The 26,044-nt window shown below is 60.2% G+C and carries 27 protein-coding genes; 2 read left to right on the forward strand and 25 right to left on the reverse strand.

Features of this window, described 5'->3' with window-relative positions:
• The 24 genes from FIU93_RS03875 to dnaK all read right to left on the reverse strand — a co-directional run bounded on the left by FIU93_RS03875 (window position 1) and on the right by dnaK (window position 23,666).
• Window positions 1-636: an RNA-binding protein gene (locus FIU93_RS03875; RefSeq protein ID WP_031268706.1), complete on the reverse strand. Its 636-nt coding sequence runs from the start codon at window positions 634-636 to the stop codon at window positions 1-3.
• A 140-nt stretch (window positions 637-776) separates the two neighbouring features.
• The gene (gene nusA / locus FIU93_RS03880) at window positions 777-2,432 is read right to left on the reverse strand and encodes a transcription termination factor NusA (protein WP_022999112.1); all 1,656 of its coding nucleotides are present in this window, start codon (window positions 2,430-2,432) and stop codon (window positions 777-779) included.
• Window positions 2,433-2,499: 67 nt separating this feature from the next.
• Window positions 2,500-3,093 (reverse strand): ribosome maturation factor RimP, encoded by a 594-nt coding sequence (gene rimP / locus FIU93_RS03885; RefSeq protein ID WP_152504871.1) that lies wholly within the window; start codon window positions 3,091-3,093, stop codon window positions 2,500-2,502.
• Window positions 3,094-3,394: 301 nt separating this feature from the next.
• A complete protein-coding gene (locus tag FIU93_RS03890) occupies window positions 3,395-4,081 on the reverse strand; it encodes a tRNA (guanine(46)-N(7))-methyltransferase TrmB (RefSeq protein ID WP_022999114.1) in 687 nt (228 codons plus the stop codon).
• An 80-nt stretch (window positions 4,082-4,161) separates the two neighbouring features.
• Window positions 4,162-5,334 carry a methionine adenosyltransferase gene (gene metK, locus FIU93_RS03895; RefSeq protein WP_022999115.1) on the reverse strand — a complete coding sequence of 391 codons (1,173 nt, stop codon included), beginning with the start codon at window positions 5,332-5,334 and terminating at the stop codon, window positions 4,162-4,164.
• Window positions 5,335-5,446: 112 nt separating this feature from the next.
• Window positions 5,447-5,851 (reverse strand): helix-turn-helix transcriptional regulator, encoded by a 405-nt coding sequence (locus FIU93_RS03900; RefSeq protein WP_023014432.1) that lies wholly within the window; start codon window positions 5,849-5,851, stop codon window positions 5,447-5,449.
• 190 nt (window positions 5,852-6,041) lie between these two features.
• Window positions 6,042-7,658 (reverse strand): apolipoprotein N-acyltransferase, encoded by a 1,617-nt coding sequence (gene lnt, locus FIU93_RS03905; RefSeq protein WP_209010279.1) that lies wholly within the window; start codon window positions 7,656-7,658, stop codon window positions 6,042-6,044.
• Window positions 7,659-7,815: 157 nt separating this feature from the next.
• Window positions 7,816-9,012, reverse strand: a complete 1,197-nt coding sequence (locus FIU93_RS03910) for a hemolysin family protein (protein ID WP_022999118.1) — start codon at window positions 9,010-9,012, stop codon at window positions 7,816-7,818.
• 35 nt (window positions 9,013-9,047) lie between these two features.
• Complete coding sequence (gene ybeY, locus FIU93_RS03915) at window positions 9,048-9,563, reverse strand: rRNA maturation RNase YbeY (protein WP_075281731.1); 516 nt, start codon at window positions 9,561-9,563, stop codon at window positions 9,048-9,050.
• 16 nt (window positions 9,564-9,579) lie between these two features.
• Window positions 9,580-10,641, reverse strand: coding sequence for a PhoH family protein (locus tag FIU93_RS03920; protein WP_152504872.1), 1,062 nt, complete (start codon window positions 10,639-10,641; stop codon window positions 9,580-9,582).
• Between the two features lie 84 nt (window positions 10,642-10,725).
• Window positions 10,726-12,141: a tRNA (N6-isopentenyl adenosine(37)-C2)-methylthiotransferase MiaB gene (gene miaB, locus FIU93_RS03925; RefSeq protein ID WP_286202435.1), complete on the reverse strand. Its 1,416-nt coding sequence runs from the start codon at window positions 12,139-12,141 to the stop codon at window positions 10,726-10,728.
• 234 nt (window positions 12,142-12,375) lie between these two features.
• Complete coding sequence (locus FIU93_RS03930; protein ID WP_077291048.1) at window positions 12,376-13,242, reverse strand: lysophospholipid acyltransferase family protein; 867 nt, start codon at window positions 13,240-13,242, stop codon at window positions 12,376-12,378.
• A complete protein-coding gene (locus FIU93_RS03935) occupies window positions 13,235-13,684 on the reverse strand; it encodes a Fur family transcriptional regulator (RefSeq protein ID WP_152504873.1) in 450 nt (149 codons plus the stop codon). Before FIU93_RS03935 ends, FIU93_RS03930 begins: the two co-directional genes overlap by 8 nt.
• A 54-nt stretch (window positions 13,685-13,738) precedes the next feature.
• Window positions 13,739-14,227, reverse strand: a complete 489-nt coding sequence (gene rimI / locus FIU93_RS03940; RefSeq protein ID WP_022999124.1) for a ribosomal protein S18-alanine N-acetyltransferase — start codon at window positions 14,225-14,227, stop codon at window positions 13,739-13,741.
• Window positions 14,224-14,901 (reverse strand): tRNA (adenosine(37)-N6)-threonylcarbamoyltransferase complex dimerization subunit type 1 TsaB, encoded by a 678-nt coding sequence (gene tsaB, locus FIU93_RS03945; RefSeq protein WP_152507492.1) that lies wholly within the window; start codon window positions 14,899-14,901, stop codon window positions 14,224-14,226. The genes rimI and tsaB overlap by 4 nt, the downstream gene beginning before the upstream one ends.
• 180 nt (window positions 14,902-15,081) lie before the next feature.
• On the reverse strand, window positions 15,082-15,639 hold the full coding sequence (locus FIU93_RS03950; RefSeq protein WP_031268711.1) for a NifU family protein: 558 nt from the start codon (window positions 15,637-15,639) through the stop codon (window positions 15,082-15,084).
• Between the two features lie 190 nt (window positions 15,640-15,829).
• On the reverse strand, window positions 15,830-16,324 hold the full coding sequence (locus tag FIU93_RS03955) for a universal stress protein (RefSeq protein WP_031268712.1): 495 nt from the start codon (window positions 16,322-16,324) through the stop codon (window positions 15,830-15,832).
• A gap of 89 nt (window positions 16,325-16,413) precedes the next feature.
• A complete protein-coding gene (gene hslU, locus FIU93_RS03960; RefSeq protein WP_022999128.1) occupies window positions 16,414-17,718 on the reverse strand; it encodes an ATP-dependent protease ATPase subunit HslU in 1,305 nt (434 codons plus the stop codon).
• A gap of 3 nt (window positions 17,719-17,721) precedes the next feature.
• A complete protein-coding gene (locus tag FIU93_RS03965) occupies window positions 17,722-18,201 on the reverse strand; it encodes a GNAT family N-acetyltransferase (protein ID WP_286202401.1) in 480 nt (159 codons plus the stop codon).
• Between the two features lie 45 nt (window positions 18,202-18,246).
• Window positions 18,247-18,807: an ATP-dependent protease subunit HslV gene (hslV, locus tag FIU93_RS03970; protein WP_006935406.1), complete on the reverse strand. Its 561-nt coding sequence runs from the start codon at window positions 18,805-18,807 to the stop codon at window positions 18,247-18,249.
• Window positions 18,808-18,981: 174 nt separating this feature from the next.
• Window positions 18,982-19,557 (reverse strand): NAD(P)H-dependent oxidoreductase, encoded by a 576-nt coding sequence (locus FIU93_RS03975; protein WP_055657064.1) that lies wholly within the window; start codon window positions 19,555-19,557, stop codon window positions 18,982-18,984.
• A 125-nt stretch (window positions 19,558-19,682) separates the two neighbouring features.
• Window positions 19,683-20,345 (reverse strand): rRNA adenine N-6-methyltransferase family protein, encoded by a 663-nt coding sequence (locus FIU93_RS03980; protein ID WP_083660359.1) that lies wholly within the window; start codon window positions 20,343-20,345, stop codon window positions 19,683-19,685.
• A gap of 105 nt (window positions 20,346-20,450) precedes the next feature.
• Window positions 20,451-21,581 carry a molecular chaperone DnaJ gene (dnaJ, locus tag FIU93_RS03985; protein WP_152504875.1) on the reverse strand — a complete coding sequence of 377 codons (1,131 nt, stop codon included), beginning with the start codon at window positions 21,579-21,581 and terminating at the stop codon, window positions 20,451-20,453.
• A gap of 162 nt (window positions 21,582-21,743) precedes the next feature.
• Window positions 21,744-23,666 carry a molecular chaperone DnaK gene (gene dnaK / locus FIU93_RS03990; RefSeq protein ID WP_022999135.1) on the reverse strand — a complete coding sequence of 641 codons (1,923 nt, stop codon included), beginning with the start codon at window positions 23,664-23,666 and terminating at the stop codon, window positions 21,744-21,746.
• Window positions 23,667-24,021: 355 nt separating this feature from the next.
• On the opposite strand from dnaK, the gene FIU93_RS03995 reads away from it, so the two are divergent.
• Complete coding sequence (locus FIU93_RS03995) at window positions 24,022-24,855, forward strand: hypothetical protein (protein WP_152504876.1); 834 nt, start codon at window positions 24,022-24,024, stop codon at window positions 24,853-24,855.
• 19 nt (window positions 24,856-24,874) lie between these two features.
• The gene (locus FIU93_RS04000; RefSeq protein ID WP_152507493.1) at window positions 24,875-25,498 is read left to right on the forward strand and encodes an alpha-ketoglutarate-dependent dioxygenase AlkB; all 624 of its coding nucleotides are present in this window, start codon (window positions 24,875-24,877) and stop codon (window positions 25,496-25,498) included.
• Window positions 25,499-25,502: 4 nt separating this feature from the next.
• Here FIU93_RS04000 and FIU93_RS04005 read toward each other — a convergent pair whose 3' ends face one another.
• A complete protein-coding gene (locus tag FIU93_RS04005) occupies window positions 25,503-25,973 on the reverse strand; it encodes an OsmC family protein (RefSeq protein WP_152504877.1) in 471 nt (156 codons plus the stop codon).
• Window positions 25,974-26,044 lie beyond the last annotated feature (71 nt).

Below are 26,044 nucleotides of genomic sequence, written 5' to 3' on the forward strand. Positions count from 1 at the left end.
TCAAGCGTTGCCATTATCGCTGCTTGCCCCGGAGGAGTTGCGAAAACGCTCCAGGTCACGCACCCGCGACAGGAAGTTTTCGCTCGCCTGCCCCGCAAGCAGTGCAGCATGTATCACATTTGACCGGCCCAATGCCAAATCCAATTGGTCCGAATCGAACAAACGGACGATTTGGCATCCGTTTGCGTGTTCCTGAGTGCCGGCAGCCAGTGCCGCCAGCTTCCTTACCCCGTCTTCTGCAGCGTCCGAGGCATGGACCAGCCCGGCGACATCTTCCTGCCGCAGAGCTGCTTCAACTTTCGCATATCCCGTCACCAGCTCGCCGGCCTTGCGCGTCATGGAGAGCGCTTGCAGCGCCGATCGTTCCATGAGCGCATCAACCCGATCCGCCAGTCCCGGCTCGACAGAGGCTTCCCCTTTAAAACCCCTGCCGAAGACCTTTTTCCGGTCCTTTTCGGCAACAGCCACGACTTCTTTCGTGGCGGTTATCCAAACACCACGCCCTGGAAGAACCCGCTTCAGATCCGGAACCACCTCGCCTTGCGGGTCGAGGACGAACCGGATCAGCGCACTGACGGGCTGAACCTCCCGGGTCACGGCACATTGCCGTTCGGTCGGCTCACTCTTCCTGGGCACGCTGCCACTCCTTTAGATCAACCTGCTTTCCGGTGCGAACACCTTCGGCGCAGAAAAGTTGATCGAACTTGCGAATTCGAAGCTGCCGATCGGCCGGGGCCAGACCGGAAGCTTCATACAGGAGGCTTTTGCCTCTCTCGTTACCCGTTCAGGATCGCGCCGCCCTGCGGCTCTTCTCCAACGGTCTCGGCCATTTCGGCCTCGTCTTCTTCTTCGGCTTCTTCTGCCTCAGCTTGAGCTGCGAGTTCTTCCTCGGTGATCCAGCCGGCGGCCAGACGGGCAGCCATCACGACGTTTTCCGCTTCAGCGCGGGACATGTCGAATTCCGAAAGAGCACCTTCGAAGCGCTTGGTTTCGCCGTCCTTGCGTTCGGTCCAGCCGACGAGATCGTCAGCAGCGCAACCGGCGAGGTCTTCCATCGTCTTGATGTCGTCCTTGCCCAAGGCAACCAGCATAGCCGTTGTCAGGCCATCAATCGACCTCAAGTCGTCGGCAACACCGAGCGAAATACGCTCTTCGTCGAGTTTTGCTTCCAGTTCGGCCAGGTAATCCCGGGCACGTGCCTGGATTTCGACGGCGGTGTCGTCGTCGAAGCCTTCGATCATGGAGATCTCGTCGAGCTCCACATAGGCAACTTCCTCAACCGAGGTAAAGCCTTCGGTCGCCAGCAACTGTCCGACCATCTCGTCCACGTTGAGGGCTTCCATGAACAGCTGCGAGCGCTCCAGGAATTCCTTCTGGCGGCGGTCGCTTTCTTCCTGCTCGGTCATGATGTCGATGGCCCAGCCGGTCAGCTGTGAGGCCAGACGCACGTTCTGGCCGCGGCGGCCGATCGCCAGTGATAGTTGGTCATCGGGAACGACAACTTCAATACGTTCGGCGTCTTCGTCCAGAACAACCTTGGCAACTTCGGCCGGCTGCAGGGCGTTGACGATGAAGGTTGCCGCTTCTTCGTTCCACGGGATGATGTCGATCTTTTCGCCCTGGAGCTCGCCAACAACGGCCTGGACGCGGCTGCCGCGCATACCCACGCAGGCGCCGACCGGGTCGATGGAGCTGTCCTTGGAGATCACGGCGATTTTCGCGCGCGAACCCGGGTCACGGGCAACGGACTTGATCTCGATGACGCCGTCGTAGATTTCCGGAACTTCCTGGGCAAACAGCTTCGCCATGAACTGCGGATGCGTGCGCGACAGGAAGATCTGCGGGCCGCGCTGTTCGCGACGAACGTCGTAAATGATGGCGCGGATGCGGTCGCCCGTGCGGAAGATTTCACGCGGGATCAGCTCGTCGCGGCGGACGATGCCTTCGCCGCGGCCAAGATCGACGATGACGTTGCCGTATTCGGCGCGCTTGACGACACCGTTGACGACTTCGCCGACACGGTCCTTGAATTCTTCGTACTGACGGTCACGCTCGGCTTCGCGCACTTTCTGCACGATAACCTGCTTGGCGGACTGGGCGGCGATACGGCCGAAATCGAGCGGCGGCAGCGGCTCGGCAATGAAGTCGCCGATGCTGGCTTCCGGATTGCGGGCCTGCGCGTCATCAAGAGAGATGTCGGTGGAAACGTTCTCTACAGTGTCTACGACCTGAAGCAGGCGCTGCAAACGGATCTCGCCGGTCTTCGGATTGATTTCGGCGCGGACTTCCGTTTCCGTACCATAGCGGGAGCGGGCTGCCTTCTGGATCGCGTCTTCCATTGCATTGATGACGATCATCCGGTCGATGGATTTTTCCCGTGCGACCGCGTCAGCGATTTGCAGCAGTTCCAGCCGGTTCGCGCTGATTGCCATATTCCACTCCTCTTGCGCCAAGGATCGGTTCGGGCGCGTTCTTCTTCTTTCCCTTAGAGCCTCTGGCTCAGTTGGGCATGTTGTCCTGCGACAGCTCGTCATCCTGGCCACGGGCGGCAAGCGCCGCCTTTTCCGCCTGAAGAGCTGCGGTAATCAAGTCATCGGTCAGAACCAGCTTGGCTTCGCCGATGTTCTCCAGCGGCAGCGCCACGGTGTCCTCTTCGCCTTCCCGCACATCGGGCCGCCGAAGTTTGGCCTTGCCGTCTTCCGCGCCGAGGAGCTTGCCCCGGAACCGCTTGCGGCCATCCAGCATGACGGCCATCTCGACCTTCAGCTCATGGCCGGCCCAGCGATTGAAATCGCCGGCCCGCACGAGCGGACGATCGATACCTGGAGATGAAACTTCTAGATGATATGCCCGGTTAATCGGGTCTTCGACGTCGAGCGCAGGCGACACGGCCCGGCTGATGGTTTCGCAGTCCTCGACCGTCATAGTGCCGTCCGGGCGCTCCGCCATGATCTGCAGGGTGCAGCCGTTCTGAGCACTGATCTTCGTACGCACCAGTCGGTAGCCGAGGTCCTCGATGACCGGCTCCACAATTGCGGCAACACGGGCATCAAGACCCTGTTCCGTCACAATTCTCGGTTCGTGTGCGCTCACACTTGGCTCCTGTTGGCGGCCGTTACCGGCTCTTGAGCATCAGATGCACCTGATTGTCGATTTACATAGGGCAGTCCTGCTCGAACTCGTTGGTTTCCGGTTATGTAAGCAAAAAAGAGCGGGTCCCCGGCGGGCCCACTCTCAAAGTGCTCAGATAAGCCGTTTGAGGTGAAACACGGGCTGTATAACGCCAAAGGGGGCAAAAAGGCAAGAGGCCGGGCCAAATTCCTCAAAGAAGTTGGCGCCAGTCCGGAATCCCCCGATAAACGGCAGCAAACGCGCCGTTCTCCGCGATGCGCCGCTACACCCTGCGGAAAGTCAGGTAGCGTCCGATACGCCCCTCGCGGATGGCCTTCGCCTCGTAGCGTGTACTCGGCCAGCCTTCCCAGGGTGTTTTCCAGTCGGACGCTGTTTCCGCCGCCCATTCGAACGCCGCATGGTCGCGGCAATGGCGCAGTGTCCAGTCGACGTAGGTATCGATGTCGCTGGCAAAACGGAATTCGTGGCCGGGCTTGATGGCACGGGCATAGCGATCGAGATTCTGTTCGTTGATGAACCGGCGCTTCCAGTGGCGCTTTTTCGGCCAGGGATCCGGATAGAGCTGATAGGCCAGGTCGAGACTTGCCTCGGGCAACCAGTCCAGAACATTGACGGCATCATCATCGTAAAGGCGGATATTGCGGAACCCCTCCCCCACGACGGCATTCACGGCCTTGGCCATGCTGCCGACGAAAGGTTCGACGCCGATGAAGCCGACACGCGGATTGGTTCTGGCCCGGTGAAGCAGATGCTCACCGCCACCAAAGCCGACCTCCAGACACACCTCATCGACATCCGCATCAAAGAGGGTCTTCAGATCCTCCGGAGCGGGTGTTGCCAGGTCCAGCGCCAGGCGCGGCAGTTCGTTTTCCATCAGCGCCTCACGGCGCGGGCTCAACGGCTTGCCCTTGCGGCGGCCGTAAAAGGAACCTTCGTAGCGGTCAGTCATAATTCAACTTCAAAACGACAGATCGCCGGCACTGAACCGGCGATCTGCTTCACTTCTTCCATGTTCAGCGTAGGCGCAGCTTATCCCGCAAGCGGGCGCAGCGCGTCAACCAGATCCGTCTTTTCCCAGCTGAAGCCGCCATCGGCCTCAGGTTCGCGGCCGAAGTGGCCGTAAGCGGCGGTGCGCTCATAGATCGGGTTGTTCAGCTTCAGGTGCTGGCGGATGCCGCGCGGGCTGAGGCCCATGACATCGCGCAACGCTTTTTCCAGCTTGGCTTCATCGCAACGGCCGGTGCCATGCAGGTCGACGTAGACCGACAGCGGCTCCGGAACGCCGATGGCGTAGGAAAGCTGAATGGTGCAGCGGTCGGACAGATCGGCTGCAACAACGTTCTTGGCAAGATAGCGCGCCGCATAGGCTGCCGAACGGTCCACCTTGGTCGGGTCCTTGCCGGAGAATGCGCCGCCGCCATGCGGAGCCGCACCACCGTAGGTGTCGACAATGATCTTGCGGCCGGTCAGGCCGGCATCGCCGTCAGGGCCGCCGATGACGAAGGCACCGGTCGGGTTGACGTGCCAGACGGTGTCGCCGGTGATGAAGCCTTCCGGCAGTGCAGTGCGGATGTAAGGCTCGACAATGGCGCGCACGTCGGAGGAGGTCAGGGCCGGATCCAGATGCTGGGTCGACAGAACGATCGAGGTTGCCTCGACCGGCTTGCCGTCGACGTAGCGGACGGTTACCTGGCTCTTCGCGTCCGGGCCGAGCGCAGGCTCCTGACCGGATTTGCGGACGTCGGCCAGAAGACGCAGGATCTTGTGCGAAAACAGGATCGGAGCCGGCATCAATTCTTCGGTTTCACGGCAGGCGTAACCGAACATGATGCCCTGATCGCCAGCACCTTCGTCCTTGTTGTCGGCAGCATCAACGCCCTGGGCGATGTGCGCGGACTGCGCGTGAAGGTGAACGGCGATATCGCAGTTTTCCCAATGGAAACCGTCTTGCTCGTAGCCGATATCCTTGACGGCCATGCGGGCAAGATGAGCGATGTAATCGTTGGTGATGGTTGACGGACCGCGGGTTTCGCCGGCGATCACGATGCGGTTGGTAGTTGCCAGTGTTTCACAGGCAACGCGCGCTTCCGGCATTTCCTTGAGGTAGGCATCTACAACCGCATCGGAAATACGGTCGCATACTTTATCCGGATGCCCTTCGGAGACGGACTCGGAGGTAAACAGGTAATTCTGACGTGCCATTGGCGATCGTCCTTCTGGGAATGAATATGACAGGAGCGGCGATTGTCATCGCCGCTCCGTCTGCATCAATCTTAGAAGTTCTTCGCCGCGTCAAGCGCGCGCGTGAATTTTGTCAGTCGTCGCCAGCCAGGGACCGGACCAGATCGACGATCCGGCGGCGTACTTTCGGGTCTTCAATCCGCACGAATGCCTTGTTCAGGGACAGGCCTTCGGAAGAAGACAGGAAGTCGACGACATAAGAGGTCGGCTGCGTTTCGCCGAAGCCTTCCGCCTCTTCAGGCGTACCGGGCGCATCTTCGAAGAAAAAGGAAACCGGGACTTTCAAAACGGTTGCGATGTGTTGCAACCGGCTGGCACCGATACGGTTGGTGCCTTTTTCGTATTTCTGGATCTGCTGGAAGGTGATGCCCAGACTTTCGCCAAGCTTTTCCTGACTCATGCCTAGCATCATGCGGCGAAGCCGGACGCGGCTGCCAACATGAATATCGATCGGATTCGGAGACTTTTTACTGGGCATCTGTGTCGCTCTTTCTTTTTCTCGCGGAAAAAGCCCGCTCGTTTTCGTTTGCACAAGCTCTCCTGACATCCCCCCACAGGCTCAAGAGACCGAAGTTTGCCCGCAACCTTTCACTTGTACATGAAGCAGCCTTCAATCGGCTATTTCACGGTTGTATCACAGTTTCTTCACTCAACTCAAACAAAAAATATCAATTTACACGCGAATCGCGGTTGTATTGGTAAAACCCGGCAAATACTACGATAAGAAACGAGATAACGAGCACGGGCAGATCGCCAAAAATGCCGTAGAGAGTATTGTCTAGTCTCTGCGGAAGCTTGGAATCGATCAGACCTTTTTCGAATATCGCGAGTTTCGCGACCACCTGACCTTTGGCATCAATCACCGCTGAAATGCCTGTATTTGCAGCTCTAATCAGCGGCAGGCCAGTTTCGATGGCACGTAAACGAGCCTGTGCGAGATGCTGATAAGGGCCGGGCGTCCGGCCAAACCAGGCGTCGTTGGTAACGTTCAGCAGAAAGTCCGGCCTTCTGGAAACACCGTCCAGAGATCCCGGAAAAATTGCCTCATAGCAAATCATGGGTAGAAAACTAAAACTTTCGGAGGTGGTCAGTACACGCGGTTGATACCCGGCCTCGAACCCATCCATGGGGCCCGCAAGGTTAGAAATTCCCAGTGATTCAAGCAGAGGTTTAAACGGAACGTATTCACCGAAAGGCACGAGCCGAACCTTGTCGTAGATGCCCTGAACGGTGCCCTCGGTGCCGATAACGAAGACGCTGTTGAAGTAATCAGCCCCTCTCATGCCGGGCTCGGCCCGGATGGCACCGGTCACCAGTTCGGTCTTGTCACCGAGCGACTGACCGATCCGGAACAAGGCTCCCGGCTCCTGTGTCAGCAGGAAGGGAACGGCCGATTCCGGCCAGACCACCATGCGCGGCTGTCCGACGCGCGCGGCACCGCCAAGCGGCGCTTCGGTCATGTCGAGGAAGGTCTGAAAGATCTCGTCGCGCAGCTCCGGCCGCCATTTGTCTTTCTGATCGATCGATGGCTGTACGATTCGGATGTCGAGATCGGCAACGGGCAATGCCGTCTGCCAGAGCCTGACGGCGCCATAACCTGCAACCGCGGCCAAGGCAACCGCCGCAACGACAACGGCCGTCGCACGCTGGCGAAACGGGCGAGCGTCGGCCAGAACGGCCGGCGTCGAAAAGACCGCAACCACGAAGAAGGTGAGACCATAGAGCCCGACGAGACTTGCCGCCTGCGACACGCTCAGCGATCCGGACACGCCATAACCGAAGGCATTCCAGGGAAACCCGGTCAGGACATGGCCGCGCAACCAGTCCGTCAGGGTCAGGCCGGCAGCAAGCACCAGGATGCGGCGAAACTGGTCACTCCAGAATATCGCGGCCAGTCCTACCCCAAGACCCGTGAACAGCGCCAGTCCGACAGGCATTGCCAGCACGGCAAAGGGCATCAGCCAGGCAAAGCGCTCCGCTTCCACCAGAAACGCCGCACCGATCCACCAAAGGCCCGAGAGAAAATAGCCGAAGCCGAACAACCAGCCGAGCACGAAGCCCGTGCGAAACCGCTGAACCCGCTTGCCGGGTGCGGGATCGACCGCTCCGTCCAGCATCCAGACCAGACAGGGAAACGTGACCAGAAGCACGAAAGTGAAGTCATAAGGGGGAAGCGCAAAGGCCGTCAGCGCACCGCAGGCGACGCACAAGAGACGGCGCTGCCAGCCCCATGCCAGAAGAAAGGTATTTGGCAGGGCCGACAGGCGGTGTGACAACCATTGCATCAAAGAGCTTCCCCATACTTGCGGTCAGGAGATTTGTCGGCTCGCCGCAGTGGGGTCAAGGGTTAATACCAACGGCGCGCGAAGAAGTCGCTTCGAGACGACGGGCCATCGGCACCGTTGGCAAGCATCCTTTTGGCTGGTTTCGGCGTCCGGCCGCTCATCCGTTTCCGCTGGACGCAGCAACCTTGGTCTTGGTGCTTTCGCTGTCCTGGCTGCTCTCGCCGGAAACGGAATCGGTCCGCTTTGGACGGCGGCGAAGGTCCGGCGGGCGCGCGTCGGCGCGGCGGCGGCGGATCTTCAGGCGCTTGATGCGGCGCGGATCCGCATCCATTATCTCGAATTCGAACCCGGGCACTTCATCCGGCACCAGCAGCAGCTCGCCGCGGACCGGTACGCGGCCAACGGAGACATAGAGCAGACCACCGAGCGTATCGACGTCCTCGGAAATCTCGCCGTCGTTCAGCTGCGTGCCGAGCGCTTCGTCGAGTTCCTCCAGCGGCAGACGCGGATCTGCGATCCACACGCCCTCGCCGGCGGCAGCCAGCATGGCTTCCTCGTCCTCGTCGTGTTCGTCTTCGATATCACCGACAACTTCCTCGACAAGATCTTCCAGCGACACAAGTCCGTCGGTTCCGCCGTATTCGTCGATCACCAGCGCCATCTGGATACGATCGGCCTGCATTTTCGCCATCAGGTCCGTCGCCGGCATGGACGGCGGCACGAACAAGAGATTGCGCAGCAGATCCGTGTCCTTCAGCGAGACCGACAGGTCGACACAGGACAGATCCAGGTCGGGCATGTTGTGACCGTTCCGCGCAGGCGCATTCGAATTGGACGGTTGAAAGCCGGTTGTATCGTTTTCATTGTCCACAGAAGTTGCAGGACGGTTCGAAGCGCCACGTTCCGCGATATAGGCCATCAAATCCTTGATGTGGACCATGCCGCGCGGATCGTCGAGCGTCTCTTCGTAAACCGGCATGCGCGAATGCCCGCTCGTCTGGAACAGTTCCATGACGCGGCTCAGGCTGGTTTCCAGATCGACCGCGTCGATATCCGCACGCGGGATCATGACGTCGTCGACGCGCAATTCACGCAGTCTCAGAATGTTTCCGAGGAGCATTCGCTCCTCCGGCGAGAAGGCAGCATCACCGCCCTCGCGAGCAAGCTCGTCCTCCAGGTTCTCGCGCAAGCTCGAAGACTGGCGGCCCAAGCGCAGGAAGCGTTTGAGAAGATCGAGAAAGGCCGCAGGTTTCTGCGGCTTCAGCTGTTGCGGGTCTTCCCCGTCCTGGTCCTGTCCGGTGCTGGCAGGCTTCTGCCCGGTTGCCGGACTTTGCGGTTCAATTGAGTTCATCATCCATCAATCAAGAACATCACATCCCATGATGCCACTTAACCGCCGTCGGCCACAAGTGGCCTGTCCGCGTAAGGGTCATCGATGCCAAGAGACGCCAGAATGGACTTCTCAAGGCTTTCCATCAGTTCCGCCTCTTCACTTTCCTGATGATCATAATCGAAAAGGTGAAGCAAACCGTGAACAGTCAGATGGGTAAGGTGATCGGAAAATTCAATTCCAAGGTCTGCAGCTTCCGCTGCGACGGTTTCATAGGCGAAAACGATGTCCCCCAGAAGGGGGCCATAAACGTCGCCTTGCGGATCGCTGCCGGGAAAGGACAGGACGTTCGTTGCCTTGTCCTTGTCGCGCCATTTCGCGTTCAGCTGCCGGATCGACGCGTCGTCGGTAAACAGCAGCGAGACTTCCGTTCCCTCCAGCACTTCCAGATCCGCCCCCGCAAACGCAGCGGTGATGGCCTTTGCAGTTATCGCTTCCAACTGGCTTTCCGCCGGCCAATCACCCGCTTCTATCGACAGGTCTATCTGAAAACTATCAGGCAATCGGTCTGGCATCGTCGGCAAGGGCTTTTCAGGAATTTGCGGCTTCACGAGGGCGCGCAGAGGCACCGTCGCGGTCCGCACCACGTTGTCGCTCGGCAAAGCGGCGCTCGCGCGCTTCCGATTCTTCGCGAGAGGCGTTGTCGTAAGCGGTCACGATCCGTCCGACCAGCTCGTGACGGACAACGTCCTTCTCGTTGAAGCGGATATGGGCAACTTCCGGAATGTCCGTCAAAAGCCCCAGCGCTTCGCGCAGACCGGACATCTGCCCTGACGGCAGGTCGATCTGGCTCGGATCGCCGGTGACGATCATCTTCGAACCTTCCCCAAGACGCGTCAGGAACATCTTCATCTGCATGGAGGTCGTGTTCTGTGCCTCGTCGAGCAGCACCACCGCGTTGGAGAGCGTGCGGCCGCGCATGAAGGCGAGCGGCGCCACTTCGATCATGCCGGACTGCAAGCCACGATCGACCTTCTCGGCCGGCATCATCTCGTAAAGCGCATCGTAGATCGGCCGCAGGTACGGATCGACCTTGTCCTTCATTTCACCCGGCAGGAAGCCGAGGCGCTCACCGGCTTCCACGGCAGGACGGGACAGGATCAGACGGGCCACATCGCCGCGCTCCAGAAGAGCTGCTGCATAGGCAACCGCCAGAAAGGTCTTGCCGGTACCGGCCGGGCCGGTTCCGAAAATCAGGTCGGCCCGATCCATCGACCGGATATATGCATCCTGGGTCGGTGTGCGGGCGACGATCGTTTTCCGGCGGGTCGCGATTTGGGCGAAGGCCAGCCGGGACTTCGGCTCCAGCGTCGGCAACGGCAGCTGCGCTTCCGCAGCCGCTGCCATGCGCAGCGCGCCGTCGACATCACCCGGGTGGATTTCCTGCCCCTGCAGCAGGCGCTGATACATGGCTTCCAGAGCCGTGCGCGCCTGGGCGCAGCCAACCTGGTTGCCTTTCAGTGTCACCTGGTTGCCCCGGGCAATCGCGTCGATGCCGAGACGCTGCTCGATCAGCGCAAGGTTCTGGTCGAATTGCCCAAACAGATCTCCGATCAGCCGGTTATCTTCAAAGGCAAGAACAATATGGGTCATGTCGGAGGCCGAACCGGCCGCAGAGGATTGTACCGAAGACTTGCGGGATGAAGAGTGGCTGTCGCGCGTCAAATGACGTCTCCTTTAGGCCGCCGGAGCCGGGATGCGTCCGGACCTTCCAAGATCATCTTGCCCCGCAATCAGCCGCCCGAACAGGGAATTGGACCCGATGTCGACGATTTCCACCGCTTGTATCGACCCGATGAGGTCTTCAGGTGCATCCAGTTGCACCGGCTGCAACCACGGCGACTTGCCGACCAGCTGTCCGGGATTGCGGCCGGTCTTCTCCAGAAGCACATCGCAGGTCATGCCCAGACGCGAGGCGTTGAACGCCTTCTGCTGCTCGGCAACCAGCGCCTGAAGCGCGGCCAGCCGTGCGGACTTGACGTCCTCCGGCACCTGTTCGTCCATGGTCGCGCCGGGCGTACCGGGCCTGGAACTGTATTTGAACGAAAAGGCCGAGCCGTAGCCGACCTGTCGAATCAGATCCATCGTGTCTTCGAAATCCTGGTCGCTCTCGCCCGGGAAACCGACGATGAAATCGCCTGAGAGCGCAATGTCGGGAGAGACCTCGCGAATGCGGTCGATCAGGCGGAAATACTCATCGCGCGTGTGCCGGCGGTTCATCGCCTTCAGGATCTTGTCGGACCCGGACTGCACCGGCAGGTGCAGATACGGCATCAGGCTTTTCAGGTCCCGATGCGCCTCGATCAGGTCATCATCCATGTCGCGCGGATGGCTGGTGGTGTAGCGCAGCCGGTCCAGACCGTCGATTTCCGCCAGACGACGCAGCAACCGGCCAAGACCCCAGACAGCACCGTCCGGCGAAGTGCCGTGATACGCGTTGACGTTCTGGCCCAGCAGCGTGACCTCGCGTACCCCGGCCGCGGCCATGCGTTCGGCTTCGCTGACGATCTGTTCGACAGAGCGGGAGACTTCGGCGCCGCGCGTGTAGGGAACGACGCAGAAGGTGCAGAACTTGTCGCAGCCTTCCTGCACGGTCAGGAAGGCGGATGGCGGGCGTTTGAGAACCTGCTTTTCGGCACGTTCCGACAGGTGATTGAACTTTGCGTCGATGTCGAACTCGGTCTCGACAACCTTGGAGCCTGCGCGGGCCTTTTCCAGAAGAGACGGCAGTTGATGATAGCTCTGCGGGCCCACCACAAGATCAACAATCGGAGCCCGGCGAGAAATTTCCTCGCCCTCCGCCTGCGCAACGCAGCCGGCGACACCCACCATCATGTCCTTGCCGGATTTTGCCCGCTCTTCCTTGACCTTGCGGATGCGGCCAAGCTCCGAATAGACTTTCTCGGCTGCCTTTTCACGAATATGGCAGGTGTTCAGAATGACAAGATCCGCGTCTTCCAGATCGTCCGTCGCCTCGAATCCTTCCGGTGCCAGCACATCGGTCATGCGCTCGCTGTCGTAGACGTTCATCTGGCAGCCATAGGTACGCACGAACACCTTGCGGGTGTTTCCGCCCTTGCGGGCGTCTGTCATATCGGCGGCGGAAACGGCGGTGACGTTCGTTTCCATGTCTTGTTCAGGGCGGCTTGTCATTCGCTCCTCGTGGGGCTCCTCATGGCCTTGATACGCTGGCCTTTTTCAGGCGGCCGGATGTCGTGAATGTCGGTACCTTCATCGGGCAGTTCACCCGGCACAGGCACAGGATCGATCCGTCCTTCATGCCCGGGACCCGCGCCTGAGACCGGCGGCGGACGGCACCTTGCAAATTCAGGCGCCAGCTTTAGCGGTTTTTTCCGCGTTTGAGAAGAACTCGAGTGTCTCGATTTCGCTGAAATCTTCGGTGTCGACCGGCTTTTGCAGCAGCGAGGCTATCGTCATGGCCCGAACCTCCGTTTCCAGACGGCGGGTCAGGGCTTTCCGGTCCGTTGTCCGGTCAACCAGAACCGGCTCGCCCCAGCGCACCACCACGTCGAGTGCACCGCGCGAAAAGATGCCCCACAGATGGCCGGCGAGTTCCATATCGCCATACCAGGCGACATGCGGCCGATGGGCCCGGCCCATCGGCAGGCCGTAGAAGCCCTGATAGGCGACCGAAAGCGGCTGCACCCAGACTTTCGAGGTTTCGTCCTCGCCGACCGCACGGGTGGCGGCGCCCAGTAGAGCCGAGCGAAACGGCAGGACGCAATTGCCGTCGTTGGAGGTACCTTCGGCAAACAGGACCATCGCGTCCCCGGCAGCCATGCGAACGGCGATGGCATCGGCAACCTGGGCGGTTTCCGTGCGCCGGGTGCGATTGACGAACACCGTGCGCTGAAGCTTGGCGAACAGGCCGAAAATGGGCCAGCCGGAAACCTCGGACTTGGCGATGAAGGAGAGAGGCATCAGCGAGCCGACCACGGTGATATCGACCCAGGATGCGTGGTTGGAGGCGATCAGCAACGGCCGGTCCACTGCCGGGGCCCCGATCTGCTCGATCTTGATACCCACAAGCCGGGTGGCGATCCGGTGCCAGAGCTGAGGCAGTTTTCGCTGCATCTTAAGCCCGAGCTTCACCGCCAGCCACTGAAGCGGGATCAGCACCAGCGAGACCAGCGTCAGAAGGAAGATGATAACCCCGGCCTTGAGCTCAGCCATCGCCCTGATTATCCTTCGGGACATCGAGTGGGACGCCATAAAGTTCCAGCCGGTGATCGACCAGACGGTAACCCAGCTTCTTGGCGATGAATTCCTGCAAGGCCTCGATTTCCTCGTTGCGGAACTCGATGACCTGGCCGGAGCGCAGATCGATCAGATGGTCGTGGTGCTCGTCCGGAACGGTTTCATAACGCGACCGGCCGTCACGAAAATCGTGCCGTTCGATCATGCCGGCGTCCTCGAACAGCTTCACCGTGCGATAGACCGTCGAAATGGAAATGCCGGGATCGATCGCCACGGAGCGGCGGTAGAGTTCCTCGACGTCCGGGTGCTCGTCGGACGCGGCTTCGATGACGGAGGCAATGACGCGACGCTGTTCGGTCATGCGCATACCTTCTTCGATGCACAAGTCCGCTAGCGTTGATTGCCGCTCTTCCGCCATTGCGATGCCGTCCGCTGTCTGTTTCCGATACCGTATCCGTTTCCGCTACAGCGCTTAACCAAGATCGACGCGCATGACAAGCGCGGTGCCGTCTCCTCCACTATCGCTGTAATAGCCTTTGCGGCTGCCGACTTCCTTGAAGCCGAGCGCCCGATACAGCAGCAGAGCCGGTTCGTTGGCTGCGTCCACTTCCAGAAAAAGGTGTTTGCAACGTTCACCGTATAGCCGGAACAGGCCGGCTTCCATCAGCTTCTTGCCGATGCCACGGCCGCGCTGGCGCGGGTGAACCGCAATGGTGATGACCTCGGCTTCGTCGGCAACGGTGCGCACGATCAGGAAACCAAGCGGTGCGCGCGTGCCATAGGGGCTCGCCCGGCGTGCCACCAGAAACATCGTCCCCGCATGCGCTTTCATCCGCGCAAGCTCGTCCGTATTCCATTTGTGCTTGAAACAAAGCGCGTGGATGTCGGCAATCTTCGGTAGATCCTCGTCCAGCGCCTCTTCTATCACCGGCGGCTGGGTCCAGAACCACCAAAAACTCATTGCCGTTCTATCCTTCCCTTCGTTTGCGGCGTCGCATCGGGCGGCCGCAAATAGAGTGGCGAAGGGGATGACCTCGAAGGATCGGCGGAGATCCCCAGTTCCGCGACATCCCGAATACCCGGGAAAGTGCTGCGGGACAATATCGCGCTTTCCGGAAGCCCAAGCTCCCTCGCGATTTTTTCCGATGCCGATCCTGCCAATCTTATGTCCTTGGGCAGGTTCGCCGCAAGATCTGCAATGGTACGGACACCGGCTTCATCGGCAGCGATGCCGGACGCATGGTAAAGCTGGCAGTAGACCTCGTCTGCCTTTCCTGTCAGCGCCACCAGCACGGGACCGCCGTCATCTCCCGGCACGGCGGAACGGGCAATGGCTGCCAGGGTCGTTACGCCGACAACCGGCTTCCCGAGCACGAGACCAAAGCCGCGGGCAACCGCCAGTCCGACGCGAAGGCCGGTAAAGCTGCCGGGTCCGATGGTCACGGCAACGCGGTCGAGCTCGGAAAAGGTGGTGGACGACTCGGCCATGACCTCACCGATCATGTCCATCAGCTTCTCGGCATGGCCGCGGCCGATCTCCTCGCCGCACGCCTCGAAACACGCGGTTTCGACACCGTCGTCGAGAACGGCGGCGGCGCAATTGGCAAGGGCTGTATCGATGGCGAGGACGCGCATTCCGGTTTGGCTCATGGTTTTCGTGTCCCACATGCCACTACCCCGCCCCGGCCCGCGAGTCGAGCGGGGCTTTGGACCTAAGTCCAAAGGGGGGCTTGCCTTCCACAAAGAATGGGAGTCGAAAATATTAAAGGCCCGGACAAGAGGCCGGGCCTTTGAAATTCTTCAGGAATGCTCCGATCAGATCGGGCGGACTTCCTCGACTTCCGGAACGAAGTGACGCAGCAGGTTCTGGATGCCGTGCTGCAGTGTTGCCGTGGATGACGGGCAGCCGGCGCAGGCACCGCGCATGGACAGATAGACCACGCCTTCCTTGAAGCCCTTGAAGGTGATGTCGCCACCATCCTGCGCCACAGCCGGACGCACCCGCGTTTCCAGGAGTTCCTTGATGGTGCTGACGGTGTCCGCGTCACCTGCCTCGAAGAATTCGCCTTCCTCGATATTTTCCGCTTCGCTGGTGGCCATGACCGGCTGACCGGACATGAACTGCTCCATGATCACGCCCAGGATGGCGGGTTTCATGTGCTGCCAGTCGGTTTCGTCCTTGGTCACGGTCACGAAGTCGTGGCCGAAGAAGACCGCGACCACGCCCGGCACGTCGAACAGTTTCTGTGCAAGAGGCGACACCCCGGCGTCGGTCCTGGAGCGGAAATCGTAGGTTCCCTCCGGCAGGACAACCCGTCCCGGCAGGAATTTCAGTGTCGCCGGATTGGGAGTGGCTTCGGTTTGAATGAACATCTTGTCTCGTCCTTGCGCTTCAGGTCGCGCCCATGTTGCCGGCTTCGTTTTGCGCCTCACCTCCATCGCAAAACGCCGATGAATGTTTCTAACGTATCTCTCGGCAGTTTGGAACCGTTAAAAACTAGATAGGTGCAGATCCTGCCTGGTCAAGCCGTCTTCTTGAATCCGGCCGCCCTGCGATCGCTCGTCAAGCCAGCGCGGCGATGGAATCATCATCCAGGTTACCCGGCACGATCGTCACTGGAATGGGGAAGGTTCCCGCGGATTTTCCGGCAATCGACGACACCAGCGGTCCCGGCCCTTCAGAGCCCGTGCTGGCGGCCAGGATCAGGATCGCGATGTCGGCATCCGCCTCGATCAGCTCCATGATCTCCTCGGCCTTTGTCCCTTCCCGCACCACCGATTCCGGTTCGGTACGGGCAACGGACCGCACGCGCTCTGCGGCTTTCGCAAGCGCTGCCTCGGCTTCTTCCTGGGCTTCCGCCCGCATGATGTCTTCAACCCCCAGCCAATGCTGGAAGTCGCCAGGCGCAATGATGAAGACCAGCGTCACGACGCCGCCGGTCCGGGCCGCCCGTTTCGCGGCATATACGATCGCCCGGTCACATTCGGGCGTCTCGTCGACCACGACCAGAAACTTCCGGCGGTGGCCTTCCTCGTTGCTTTTTCTGATAGCTACCATGGGCCGCATGCTGCCACCGGTCCGCGCACTCCGCAAGCGGCGAAATCGCCGCGCACGAAGCGCTCAACCGGTGTCTTTCCGCATGCCTCCTAGAGGATGAACTTCGACAGGTCGACGTTCTTGGCAAGGTCGCCGATGTTGTCGCGAACGAATTTGCCAGTGATCTCCACCTCTTCACCCGGACGGTCCGGCGCCGTGAAGGAAATCTCGTCGAGAATGCGCTCCATCACCGTCTGCAGACGGCGGGCACCGATGTTCTCGACAGAGGCATTGAGATCAACCGCAATCGAGGCGATCTCGTCGATGGCGTCCTCTGTGAAGTTCAGCGTGACCTTTTCCGTTTCCATCAGCGCCACATACTGCTTGATGAGGCTGGCTTCCGGTTCGGTCAGGATCGCGCGGAAATCGTCCTTGTCGAGCGCACGCAGCTCGACCCGGATCGGCAGGCGGCCCTGCAGCTCCGGCAAAAGGTCCGAAGGCTTGGCGACGTGGAATGCACCGGAAGCGATGAACAGGATGTGGTCGGTCTTGACCGGTCCGTGCTTGGTGGAGACCACCGTTCCTTCGATCAGCGGCAGCAGGTCACGCTGTACGCCTTCACGAGAGACATCGGCTCCCGCACGGCCTTCACGGGCACAGATCTTGTCGATCTCGTCCAGAAAGACGATGCCGGAATTCTCGACAAGTGAAATTGCCTCTTCCACTACCTTGTCGTCGTCGAGCAGTTTGTCGGATTCCTCGTTGATCAGGAGTTGGTAGCTGTCGCGAACGGTGGTGCGTTTGGTCTTGGTCTGGCCGCCGAACGCCTTGCCCAAGAGGTCGGAGACATTCATCACCCCGACGCTGGCACCCGGCATGCCCGGCAGATCAAAGCTCGGCATCTGTGCCTGGGCCCGGACCTCGACCTCGATTTCCTTCTCGTCCATCTCGCCATTGCGCAGCTTGGTGCGGAAACTGTCCCGGGTTGCCGGGCTTGCGTTCTTGCCGACCAGCGCATCCAGCACGCGTTCCTCGGCCAGCATGTGTGCCTTTGCCTTCACCGCTTCGCGCTTCTGGTCGCGCACCAGCGTGATGCCGGCTTCCACCAGATCACGGACGATCTGCTCCACGTCGCGGCCGACATAGCCGACCTCTGTGAACTTGGTGGCTTCCACCTTGGTGAAGGGGGCATTTGCGAGCTTTGCCAGACGGCGGGAAATCTCGGTCTTGCCGACGCCGGTCGGGCCGATCATCAGGATGTTCTTCGGCAGAACTTCCTCGCGCATCTGGCCTTGCAGCTGCTGGCGGCGCCAGCGGTTGCGCAATGCAATTGCGACCGCGCGCTTGGCATCTTTCTGGCCGACGATGTAGCGGTCGAGTTCGGAAACGATCTCACGCGGAGAAAAATCGGACATTGTTTAAGACACGCCTTCTTTACTTACGAGTTCCATCAGCAGGCAGTCGCCGGTGCGTCCCAGAAGCGCTTCGATCTCCTGAAAGCCTGCCTTGCGATAGGCCTTCAGGGCCCTGAGATTGGCCGGATCCGGATCAATGATGATCCGCTCGTGACCTTCCTCGTGCAACTGGCGGACAAACGCCTGCAAAGTTCTTGTTCCAAGTCCCCGGGACAGATCTTCCTCGAATGCAATCGAGAGGTCGACACCGACGGCCTCGGCCGGCAGCCGTTCCAGCCAGGGATAATCCGCCGCAAATGCGCTTCCCTGCTGATCGCCGACAAACCAGACCTGGATATAGCCCTTGTCGATGCCGTCTTCCTGGAAGATGAAGGGCCGGGTCGTATCCCTGCCTTCGACCATGTCCCGGATGTTGCTCAACTCTTCGTCCGGATCGCCCCACCATTGCCGCCAGTGCGGCCGCGCCAACCAACTCGCCAGCATGGGCAAATCCTCGGTGGTGACGGGGCGAAACGAAATCATCGGCCGTTACTCGGCCGTATCCAGCGACTCGACCGTCACGCTGGCGTTCGTGTAAACGCAGATTTCGGCTGCAACCGCCATCGCCTTGCGGGCTATGGTTTCTGCGTCATAGTCGGTATCTGCCAGGGCACGTCCGGCCGCAAGTGCATAGTTGCCGCCTGAACCGATACCCATGACGCCCCCTTCGGGCTCCAGGACATCGCCGGTACCGGTCAGCACCAGCGACACGTTCTTGTCGGCCACCAGCATCATCGCTTCCAGTCGGCGCAGATAGCGGTCGGTCCGCCAGTCCTTGGCAAGTTCTACGCAGGCGCGCATCAACTGGCCAGGATACTGTTCCAGCTTCGCTTCAAGGCGCTCGAACAGGGTGAAGGCATCGGCGGTTGCACCGGCGAAACCGGCAATAACCTCGCCCTTGGCCAGCAGGCGTACCTTGCGGGCGGTGTGCTTGATCACGGTCTGGCCGAGGGAGACCTGGCCGTCACCGGCGATCACCACCTTGCCACCCTTGCGCACCATCATGATCGTCGTACCGTGCCACTGGGCCGGTTCGCGCGTTTCGCTCATTCAATCCTCTTGGCAATCTTCATGGTCATCTTGTCTGCCGCCCTATGTAGGCGGCAAATCCGGTATTTCCAAGCAGTCAATGGGATGCGGCCCTGTTAAGCCCGGCTATGAAGCCGGCCGAAATCGGTTCAAGACACACATTTTCAAGGCGATTTCTGCCGGCAATTCGAAGCCTCAGTGCGACATCTCGATCCGGGTTGCCCGCAAAAGTGCGTCCACCAGCTTGTCGAGCTGGCCGCCTGCCCGTTCATCGGAAAGTTCGCCCTTGTCGTCGAACGCGCCCGCCGCTTTCGGTACGGCCACCATCTGCGGCAGGACCATTGCTCCAAGGCCGACTTCCAGAATGGTGCGCATGCCGATCAGACCGCGCATGCCGCCGAACGCGCCGGTCGAAGCTGCACCGAGTGCAAAGACCTTGGTCTTGTAGGGATCGCCCGGTTCCTTCACGCGGCTGATCCAGTCCAGGGTGTTTTTCAGCAGCGGCGAGATGCCGGCGTTATATTCCGGACAGGACAGAAAAATACCATCCTGCGCCAGGAACAAGCGTTTGAGTTTCCTGGCATTTTCCGGAACGCCATTCGTGTCCTCCAGATCGCCGTCGTAGATCGGCAACGGATAGTCCTTCAGCGACAGATGCGTCACCTGAGCATCCAGGATCGCAAGTTTCTTGGCGGCCAGCGCCGTCAGTCTGCCGTTGAAGGAACCGCTTCGGACCGAGCCCGAGCAAACGAGGATCTTCGGATTGCGCATCAGAACCTACCCTACAAATGTCCGGCTCGCGCGTAGCACCGCGGTGAACCGCCTGAGGGCAAGTTTAGGGCGCTTTTCGGGAAATGGGAGTGCTTCCTGCCCGCTGTCCCCTGCCGTCTGCGCCCTCAATGGGCCTTGCGGTAAACCCAGACGCGTGCCGGAGGCAGGTTTTTCCAGACCCAGTCCGAACTGAAGACGGAGACAGAGCGGTTGTCCGGCTTCACCGGAGCGACCAGCCCGTAGGAAAACTGGATGAAGGGCGCGCCCGGTTTCAGAATTTCCAGAGCTTCCGCCAGCAGCGCCTTGCGGACCGTTTCCGGTCGCGTCAGCAGCGGCAGGGACGAGACGATGCCGTCAAGCGAATGGCGCTGGTCTTCCGCTGCCGACAGCGTATCGCCGGCGCGCGAAAGGGTGGCGCCAAGGGCGTAGGCATCACCCTGGACAATTTTCAGGCCGGGGTATCTGCGGGTCAGCAGTTCGCAAAATTCCGGGCAATACTCGATGAGCCTGAGCTGCTGGGAGGAAAATCCACGGTCCAGAATCGCCTTCGTGACGACGCCGGTTCCCGGTCCGAGTTCCACAACTCTTGAATGGGGACGCGGTGTCAGAAAGGACGCCATCTTGGCGGCGAGCTCTGGCCCGGAAGGGGCAACGGCACCGGTTCGAAGCGGGTTCTGAGCCCAGGAACGGATGAATTTGACTTCATCGAGCACCTTCGCCCGAACGGCACTTGCCTTCTCAAGCTTTTCCCGAAAAGCTTCCCGGCGCGAGCTATTGCGTTTCAGCATCTTTCCTCACTCACATCCCCCACGCGGGGAATATAGGAGTGATTGCAATAAGATGCCATGGGCAAGCGCACATATTGCACGCATACGTCACCCTTTGCAGACTGCTTATGCACCGAGATTATCGATGAAATCCTTCACCTTGGAGAAAAACCCAGCCGATTCTGGGTGGTTTTCACCGGAGGATTCCTTCTCGAATTCCGCCAGAAGCTCACGTTGGCGCCGGGTCAGATTGGTCGGTGTTTCGACCGTGACCTGAATATACATGTCGCCGTGCTGGCTGGAACGCATGATCGGCATGCCCTTGCCGCGCAAACGGAACTGCTTTCCGGTCTGGGTGCCTTCGGGCACCTTCACGCGGCTGGTCGACCCTTCGACCGTCGGCACGTCGAACTGACCGCCCAGGGTCGCGGTCGACATGGAAATCGGCACGCGGCAGTAAAGATCGGCGCCATCGCGCTGGAAAAGCTCGTGCGGCCTTATGGAGAGGAAGATATAGAGATCGCCCGCGGGGCCACCGCGCACGCCTGCTTCACCTTCACCTGCCAGCCGAATACGGGTTCCGTCCTCGATACCGGCCGGAATGTTGACCGACAGCGTGCGCTCCTGGGTCTTGCGTCCGGAGCCGCTACAGCTTTCGCACGGATCGGTAATCACCTGGCCGCGTCCCTGACAGCTCGGACAGGTTCGTTCCAGCGTGAAGAAGCCCTGCGCGGCACGCACGCGGCCTGCCCCGCCACAGGTGCGGCAGGTCGTCGGGCTGGTTCCGGGCTTTGCGCCCGAACCGGAGCAGTCGTCGCAGGTAACGCTGGTGGGAACCTCTATCTCCACCGTCTTTCCGGTGAAGGCATCCTCCAGCGTGATATCCAGATTGTAGCGCAGGTCCGCACCGCGCTCGCGTCCGCCCGACCGGCGGCCACCGCCGCCACCCATGCCGAAGAATTCCTCGAAGATATCGGACATGGTGGAGGAAAAGTCGTGAGCGCCGGCACCGCCGCCGCCAAAACCACCGTTTTCGAAGGCCGCATGGCCGAAACGGTCATAGGCTGCACGCTTCTGGTTGTCCTTCAGCGTGTCATAGGCCTCGTTGACTTCCTTGAACTTGGCTTCGGCGGCCTCGTCGCCCGGATTGCGGTCCGGGTGAAATTGCATGGCCATCTTGCGGTAGGCGCTTTTCAGCGCTTTTTCGTCCGCCTCACGCGAAACACCCAGCACCTCATAGAAATCACGTTTCGACATCAAGATCTTCCGGTCTTGTTGTTGCACCGCCGGCGGCCTGGCAAATGCCGGCGCCAATTACGGCGAAGGCGCCGCGCACAAGTGCCCTTTCATCAGGCAGTCGAGCGACCGGCGCCAGGATTGGACCAGCCAGCCGGTAACCGGCTGGCTGGTATTTTTCGGTTATGCGGATTTTTTGTCGTCGTCTTCTTTGACTTCTTCAAAATCCGCATCAACGACATCGTCTTCGGCCTTGGCTTTCGGATCGGCTTCCTCGCCGTCTTCTGCCTGGGCGTCAGCCTGAGCTGCCTGATACATGGCTTCGCCAAGTTTCATGGAAGCTTCTGCCAGAGCCTGGGTCTTGGCCTTGATGTCTTCCAGGTCTTCACCTTCAAGAGCAGACTTCAGGGAGGCGAGCGCGGTCTCGATCGCGGACTTGTCGTCCTCGGAAACCTTGTCGCCGTAGTCCTTCAGGGACTTGTCGGTGGAATGGACCAGGGATTCGCCCTGGTTCTTGGCTTCCACCAGTTCCTTCCGCTTCTTGTCCTCATCGGCGTGGGATTCAGCGTCCTTGATCATCTGGTCGATGTCGCTGTCGCTGAGGCCGCCGGAGGCCTGGATGCGGATCTGCTGTTCCTTGCCGGTGCCCTTGTCCTTCGCGGACACGTTGACGATACCGTTGGCGTCGATGTCGAAGGTGACTTCGATCTGCGGAACGCCGCGCGGTGCCGGCGGCAGGCCGACCAGGTCGAACTGACCGAGGATCTTGTTGTCCGCAGCCATTTCGCGCTCACCCTGGAAGACGCGGATGGTCACGGCCGTCTGATTGTCTTCAGCGGTCGAGAACACCTGGCTCTTCTTGGTCGGGATCGTCGTGTTGCGGTCGATCAGACGGGTGAAGACACCGCCAAGCGTTTCGATGCCGAGCGACAGCGGGGTCACGTCGAGCAGCAGAACGTCCTTGACGTCGCCCTGCAGAACGCCGGCCTGGATCGCAGCGCCCATGGCCACGACTTCGTCCGGGTTCACACCCTTGTGCGGGTCCTTGCCGAAGAAGGTCTTCACGGTTTCCTGGATCTTCGGCATGCGGGTCATGCCGCCGACCAGAACCACTTCGTCGATTTCACCGGGAGCAAGACCTGCGTCCTTCAGAGCGGCTTTCATCGGCTCGATGGTGCGCTTGACCAGATCCTCAACCAGCGACTCGAACTTGGCGCGGGTGAGTTTCAGCGTCAGGTGCTTCGGACCGGAAGCGTCCGCCGTGATGAACGGCAGGTTGATTTCGGTCTGGGAAGAGGACGACAGTTCGATCTTCGCCTTTTCCGCAGCTTCCTTCAGGCGCTGCAGGGCCAGCTTGTCGTTCTTCAGGTCGATGCCCTGGTCCTTCTTGAACTCGGACGCGAGGTAGTCGACGAGAACCATGTCGAAGTCTTCACCGCCGAGGAAGGTGTCGCCGTTGGTGGACTTCACTTCGAAGACACCGTCGCCGATTTCCAGGACGGAGACGTCGAACGTACCGCCACCAAGGTCATAGACCGCGATGGTTTTACCGTCGTTCTTGTCGAGACCGTAGGCAAGCGCTGCTGCCGTCGGCTCGTTGATGATGCGCAGGACTTCAAGACCCGCGATCTTGCCGGCATCCTTGGTTGCCTGGCGCTGCGCGTCGTTGAAGTATGCCGGAACGGTGATGACCGCCTGGGTCACTTTTTCGCCGAGATAGCTCTCTGCGGTTTCCTTCATCTTCTGAAGGATGAAAGCGGACACCTGGGACGGGGAGTATTTGTCGCCGTTGGCTTCCACCCATGCGTCGCCATTGTCGGCCTTGACGATCTCGAACGGGACAAGCTTCTTGTCCTTGTCGACGGTCGGATCGCTGTACCGGCGACCGATCAGGCGCTTGACTGCAAAAAGGGTGTTGGTCGGGTTCGTGACCGCCTGGCGTTTTGCCGGCTGGCCGACGAGACGCTCGCCATCGTCGGAGAAGGCCACCATCGACGGGGTGGTGCGGGCGCCTTCTGCGTTTTCAATTACCTTGGAATCCTTGCCGTCCATTACGGCGACGCACGAGTTCGTCGTGCCGAGGTCGATACCAATGACCTTTGCCATATCTGCCTCTCTTTCTAGCAAACCGGATAGACCCAAAAAGGCGTCATTCCGGCTCCTCTCAGTTGGGTTCCGGGTTCCCCCGGACATCGCGCCTGAACGCTAGGCTCATGATTTGGCGCGAAGCTTGACCGCTATATAGGTGGATGAAACTTTGCCTGCAAGACATCTGTCCACTGACATTTCACAGACCTTCCGTTCTTCGCCGATATTTCTTCCCAGATCGTTACCAGCATTGTCAGCTTTGCGAATTCCACATGCAATCGGCACATGGAGGCGAGGTTTTGCTCAAACCTTGCGGACAATACGGCTAACATCGCCCCGTCACCGCGATACCAACGCGGAAAGGAGACCAGAATTGCAAGATCCCAGCCTCTGGAATCGGCTTCAAGCCTGCCACCCGGACGATGTGGAAGCGGATTTCCCGTTCTCCGCGCGCCTTGCCCGAGACAATGGCTGGAGCAAAAGTTTTGCGGGACGGGTCGTTGTCGAATATCTGCGGTTTGCCTATCTCAGCCGGCTTGGTGAAGGCATCGTGACGCCGAGCGACGAAGTGGACCAGGCCTGGCATCTGCACCTGACCTACACCAGACATTACTGGGGCCCCTTCAAGGAAGCGCTCGAAGGTCCGCTGCATCACATGCCGACAAAGGGCGGCCCGGAACAGGAAGTCCGGTTCCGGCAGGCCTATGCAAGAACACTCCGGCTTTACCGGTCGGAATTCGGCGAACCGCCTGTGGACATCTGGCCACCGGAGGAAATCCGGTTCGGCAAGGCGCCGGGCTTTGTCCGCGTGAATGCGCAGGATGTGTGGATCATCCGCAAGCCGGACTGGCCGAACCAGCTCACAAGACTTGCCGGGAAGGTTGCGAATGCGCCCACCGCAGTTCACTGCGCCCTGCTGGCCGCCATATCTCTGCTTCTGGGCACCAGGCTGGCCTTTGCCCATGGCGAGGCGCAAGGCGATACCCTCATCGAGAGACTGCGCAACATGGTCTGGCACTGGGCCACCATGCACACGGCCGAATTCCTGATTTCCCTGTTCATCATCGCCGTGGTGCTGATCATCCTCTTCAAGAAATCGACCGGTGGAAATTCTTCCGGATGCAGCTCAGGCTGCGGCACCAGCGGCAGTGGTGACGGAGGCGGCGGTGGCAGCTCCGGCTGCAGCGGTTGCGGCGGGGGCGACTGACGACCGGCGACAATTGACCATGCAGGAAATTTCCATAAACGGCCTGAGCGGACTTTATTATCTGCCGGGTTATTTCGACCGCGAGGGCCAGGAACAGCTCCTGGCACATATTCGCGCGATCGTCGCCGAAGCGCCCTTGTTCCAGCCGGTAATGCCGAAAACCGGAAAGCCATTTTCGGTGCGCATGAGCAACTGCGGGCCGCTCGGATGGGTGTCGGATATCCGAGGCTATCGCTACCAGCCGGCACACCCCGAAACCTGCCGGCCATGGCCAGCCATGCCGGATGCCTTGACGCATCTGTGGAAGGAAGTTGCCGGCACGGCGCCACCACCCGAAGCCTGCCTGATCAATTTCTATGATCCCAGCGCCCGCATGGGCCTGCACCAGGACAGGGATGAACAGATGTTCGAAGCCCCGGTCGTCTCGGTTTCCCTGGGAGACACTGCGACCTTCCGTGTTGGCGGCGTGAACAGGAAGGATCCGACCAAATCCTTCCGCCTTCAATCCGGTGACGTCGTCGTACTCGGCGGCGAGGCTCGACTGGCCTTTCACGGTATCGATCGCGTGTTGAAGGGAACTTCGACGCTTCTGAAAAACGGCGGCCGGATCAACCTGACCCTTCGGCGCGTCACGCCGCCCTGAATTCTTACGTTTCCACGTAGGTTGCCTCGAAGCTCACCGGAAAATTCACCGAGCGGGCGATGAAGCAGACCTTGTGGATCTCGTGGTGGATCGCATCGGCCGTTGCCAGATCCGTGCCCTTGGGCACGGTGATGACCGGCTTCAGCACAGCGCGCAGAAAACGGCCAGCACCGGAAGGCTCGGTTTCCCCCGTCGCTTCCGGCACGTCCTCATATCCCATGACGGCAATGCCTGCATCGCTTGCCAGATGCAGATACCAGAGCATGTGGCAGCTCGCCAGGGAGGACAGGAGCAAGTCCTCCGGATTATGGAGCGCGGGATTTCCGCCCAGTAGCGGGTCGTTCGAACAGGAAACCGGAGGCTTTCCAGGTGTTCGTATCTCCCAGGTTCGGTCATAGGACCTGTAACTCTTCGTCCCCTCGCCCCGGTTTCCCGTCCAGTGGATGAGGGATGTGTAGACGTGCTCTTTGCTCATGCTTCCTCCAAAATGTATACATTTATACATTTTTGATTTACAGGCTGCTGTCAAGGCTCTATTGAAAATTT

This window comes from Labrenzia sp. THAF35, from assembly GCF_009363595.1.
GTDB lineage: Bacteria > Pseudomonadota > Alphaproteobacteria > Rhizobiales > Stappiaceae > Roseibium > Roseibium algicola.

Bases quoted from the DNA above. Each gene is read 5' to 3' on its own strand.
- nusA (WP_022999112.1), bottom strand. From the start codon at position 2,432: ATGGCAATCAGCGCGAACCGGCTGGAACTGCTGCAAATCGCTGACGCG.
- FIU93_RS03890 (WP_022999114.1), bottom strand. From the start codon at position 4,081: ATGACTGACCGCTACGAAGGTTCCTTTTACGGCCGCCGCAAGGGCAAG.
- metK (WP_022999115.1), bottom strand. From the start codon at position 5,334: ATGGCACGTCAGAATTACCTGTTTACCTCCGAGTCCGTCTCCGAAGGG.
- FIU93_RS03900 (WP_023014432.1), bottom strand. From the start codon at position 5,851: ATGCCCAGTAAAAAGTCTCCGAATCCGATCGATATTCATGTTGGCAGC.
- lnt (WP_209010279.1), bottom strand. From the start codon at position 7,658: ATGCAATGGTTGTCACACCGCCTGTCGGCCCTGCCAAATACCTTTCTT.
- FIU93_RS03910 (WP_022999118.1), bottom strand. From the start codon at position 9,012: ATGATGAACTCAATTGAACCGCAAAGTCCGGCAACCGGGCAGAAGCCT.
- ybeY (WP_075281731.1), bottom strand. From the start codon at position 9,563: ATGCCAGACCGATTGCCTGATAGTTTTCAGATAGACCTGTCGATAGAA.
- FIU93_RS03920 (WP_152504872.1), bottom strand. From the start codon at position 10,641: ATGACCCATATTGTTCTTGCCTTTGAAGATAACCGGCTGATCGGAGAT.
- miaB (WP_286202435.1), bottom strand. From the start codon at position 12,141: ATGACAGACGCCCGCAAGGGCGGAAACACCCGCAAGGTGTTCGTGCGT.
- FIU93_RS03930 (WP_077291048.1), bottom strand. From the start codon at position 13,242: ATGGCTGAGCTCAAGGCCGGGGTTATCATCTTCCTTCTGACGCTGGTC.
- FIU93_RS03935 (WP_152504873.1), bottom strand. From the start codon at position 13,684: ATGGCGGAAGAGCGGCAATCAACGCTAGCGGACTTGTGCATCGAAGAA.
- rimI (WP_022999124.1), bottom strand. From the start codon at position 14,227: ATGAGTTTTTGGTGGTTCTGGACCCAGCCGCCGGTGATAGAAGAGGCG.
- tsaB (WP_152507492.1), bottom strand. From the start codon at position 14,901: ATGCGCGTCCTCGCCATCGATACAGCCCTTGCCAATTGCGCCGCCGCC.
- FIU93_RS03950 (WP_031268711.1), bottom strand. From the start codon at position 15,639: ATGTTCATTCAAACCGAAGCCACTCCCAATCCGGCGACACTGAAATTC.
- FIU93_RS03955 (WP_031268712.1), bottom strand. From the start codon at position 16,324: ATGGTAGCTATCAGAAAAAGCAACGAGGAAGGCCACCGCCGGAAGTTT.
- hslU (WP_022999128.1), bottom strand. From the start codon at position 17,718: ATGTCCGATTTTTCTCCGCGTGAGATCGTTTCCGAACTCGACCGCTAC.
- FIU93_RS03965 (WP_286202401.1), bottom strand. From the start codon at position 18,201: ATGCTGGCGAGTTGGTTGGCGCGGCCGCACTGGCGGCAATGGTGGGGC.
- hslV (WP_006935406.1), bottom strand. From the start codon at position 18,807: ATGAGCGAAACGCGCGAACCGGCCCAGTGGCACGGTACGACGATCATG.
- FIU93_RS03975 (WP_055657064.1), bottom strand. From the start codon at position 19,557: ATGCGCAATCCGAAGATCCTCGTTTGCTCGGGCTCGGTCCGAAGCGGT.
- FIU93_RS03980 (WP_083660359.1), bottom strand. From the start codon at position 20,345: ATGCTGAAACGCAATAGCTCGCGCCGGGAAGCTTTTCGGGAAAAGCTT.
- dnaJ (WP_152504875.1), bottom strand. From the start codon at position 21,581: ATGTCGAAACGTGATTTCTATGAGGTGCTGGGTGTTTCGCGTGAGGCG.
- dnaK (WP_022999135.1), bottom strand. From the start codon at position 23,666: ATGGCAAAGGTCATTGGTATCGACCTCGGCACGACGAACTCGTGCGTC.
- FIU93_RS04000 (WP_152507493.1), top strand. From the start codon at position 24,875: ATGCAGGAAATTTCCATAAACGGCCTGAGCGGACTTTATTATCTGCCG.
- FIU93_RS04005 (WP_152504877.1), bottom strand. From the start codon at position 25,973: ATGAGCAAAGAGCACGTCTACACATCCCTCATCCACTGGACGGGAAAC.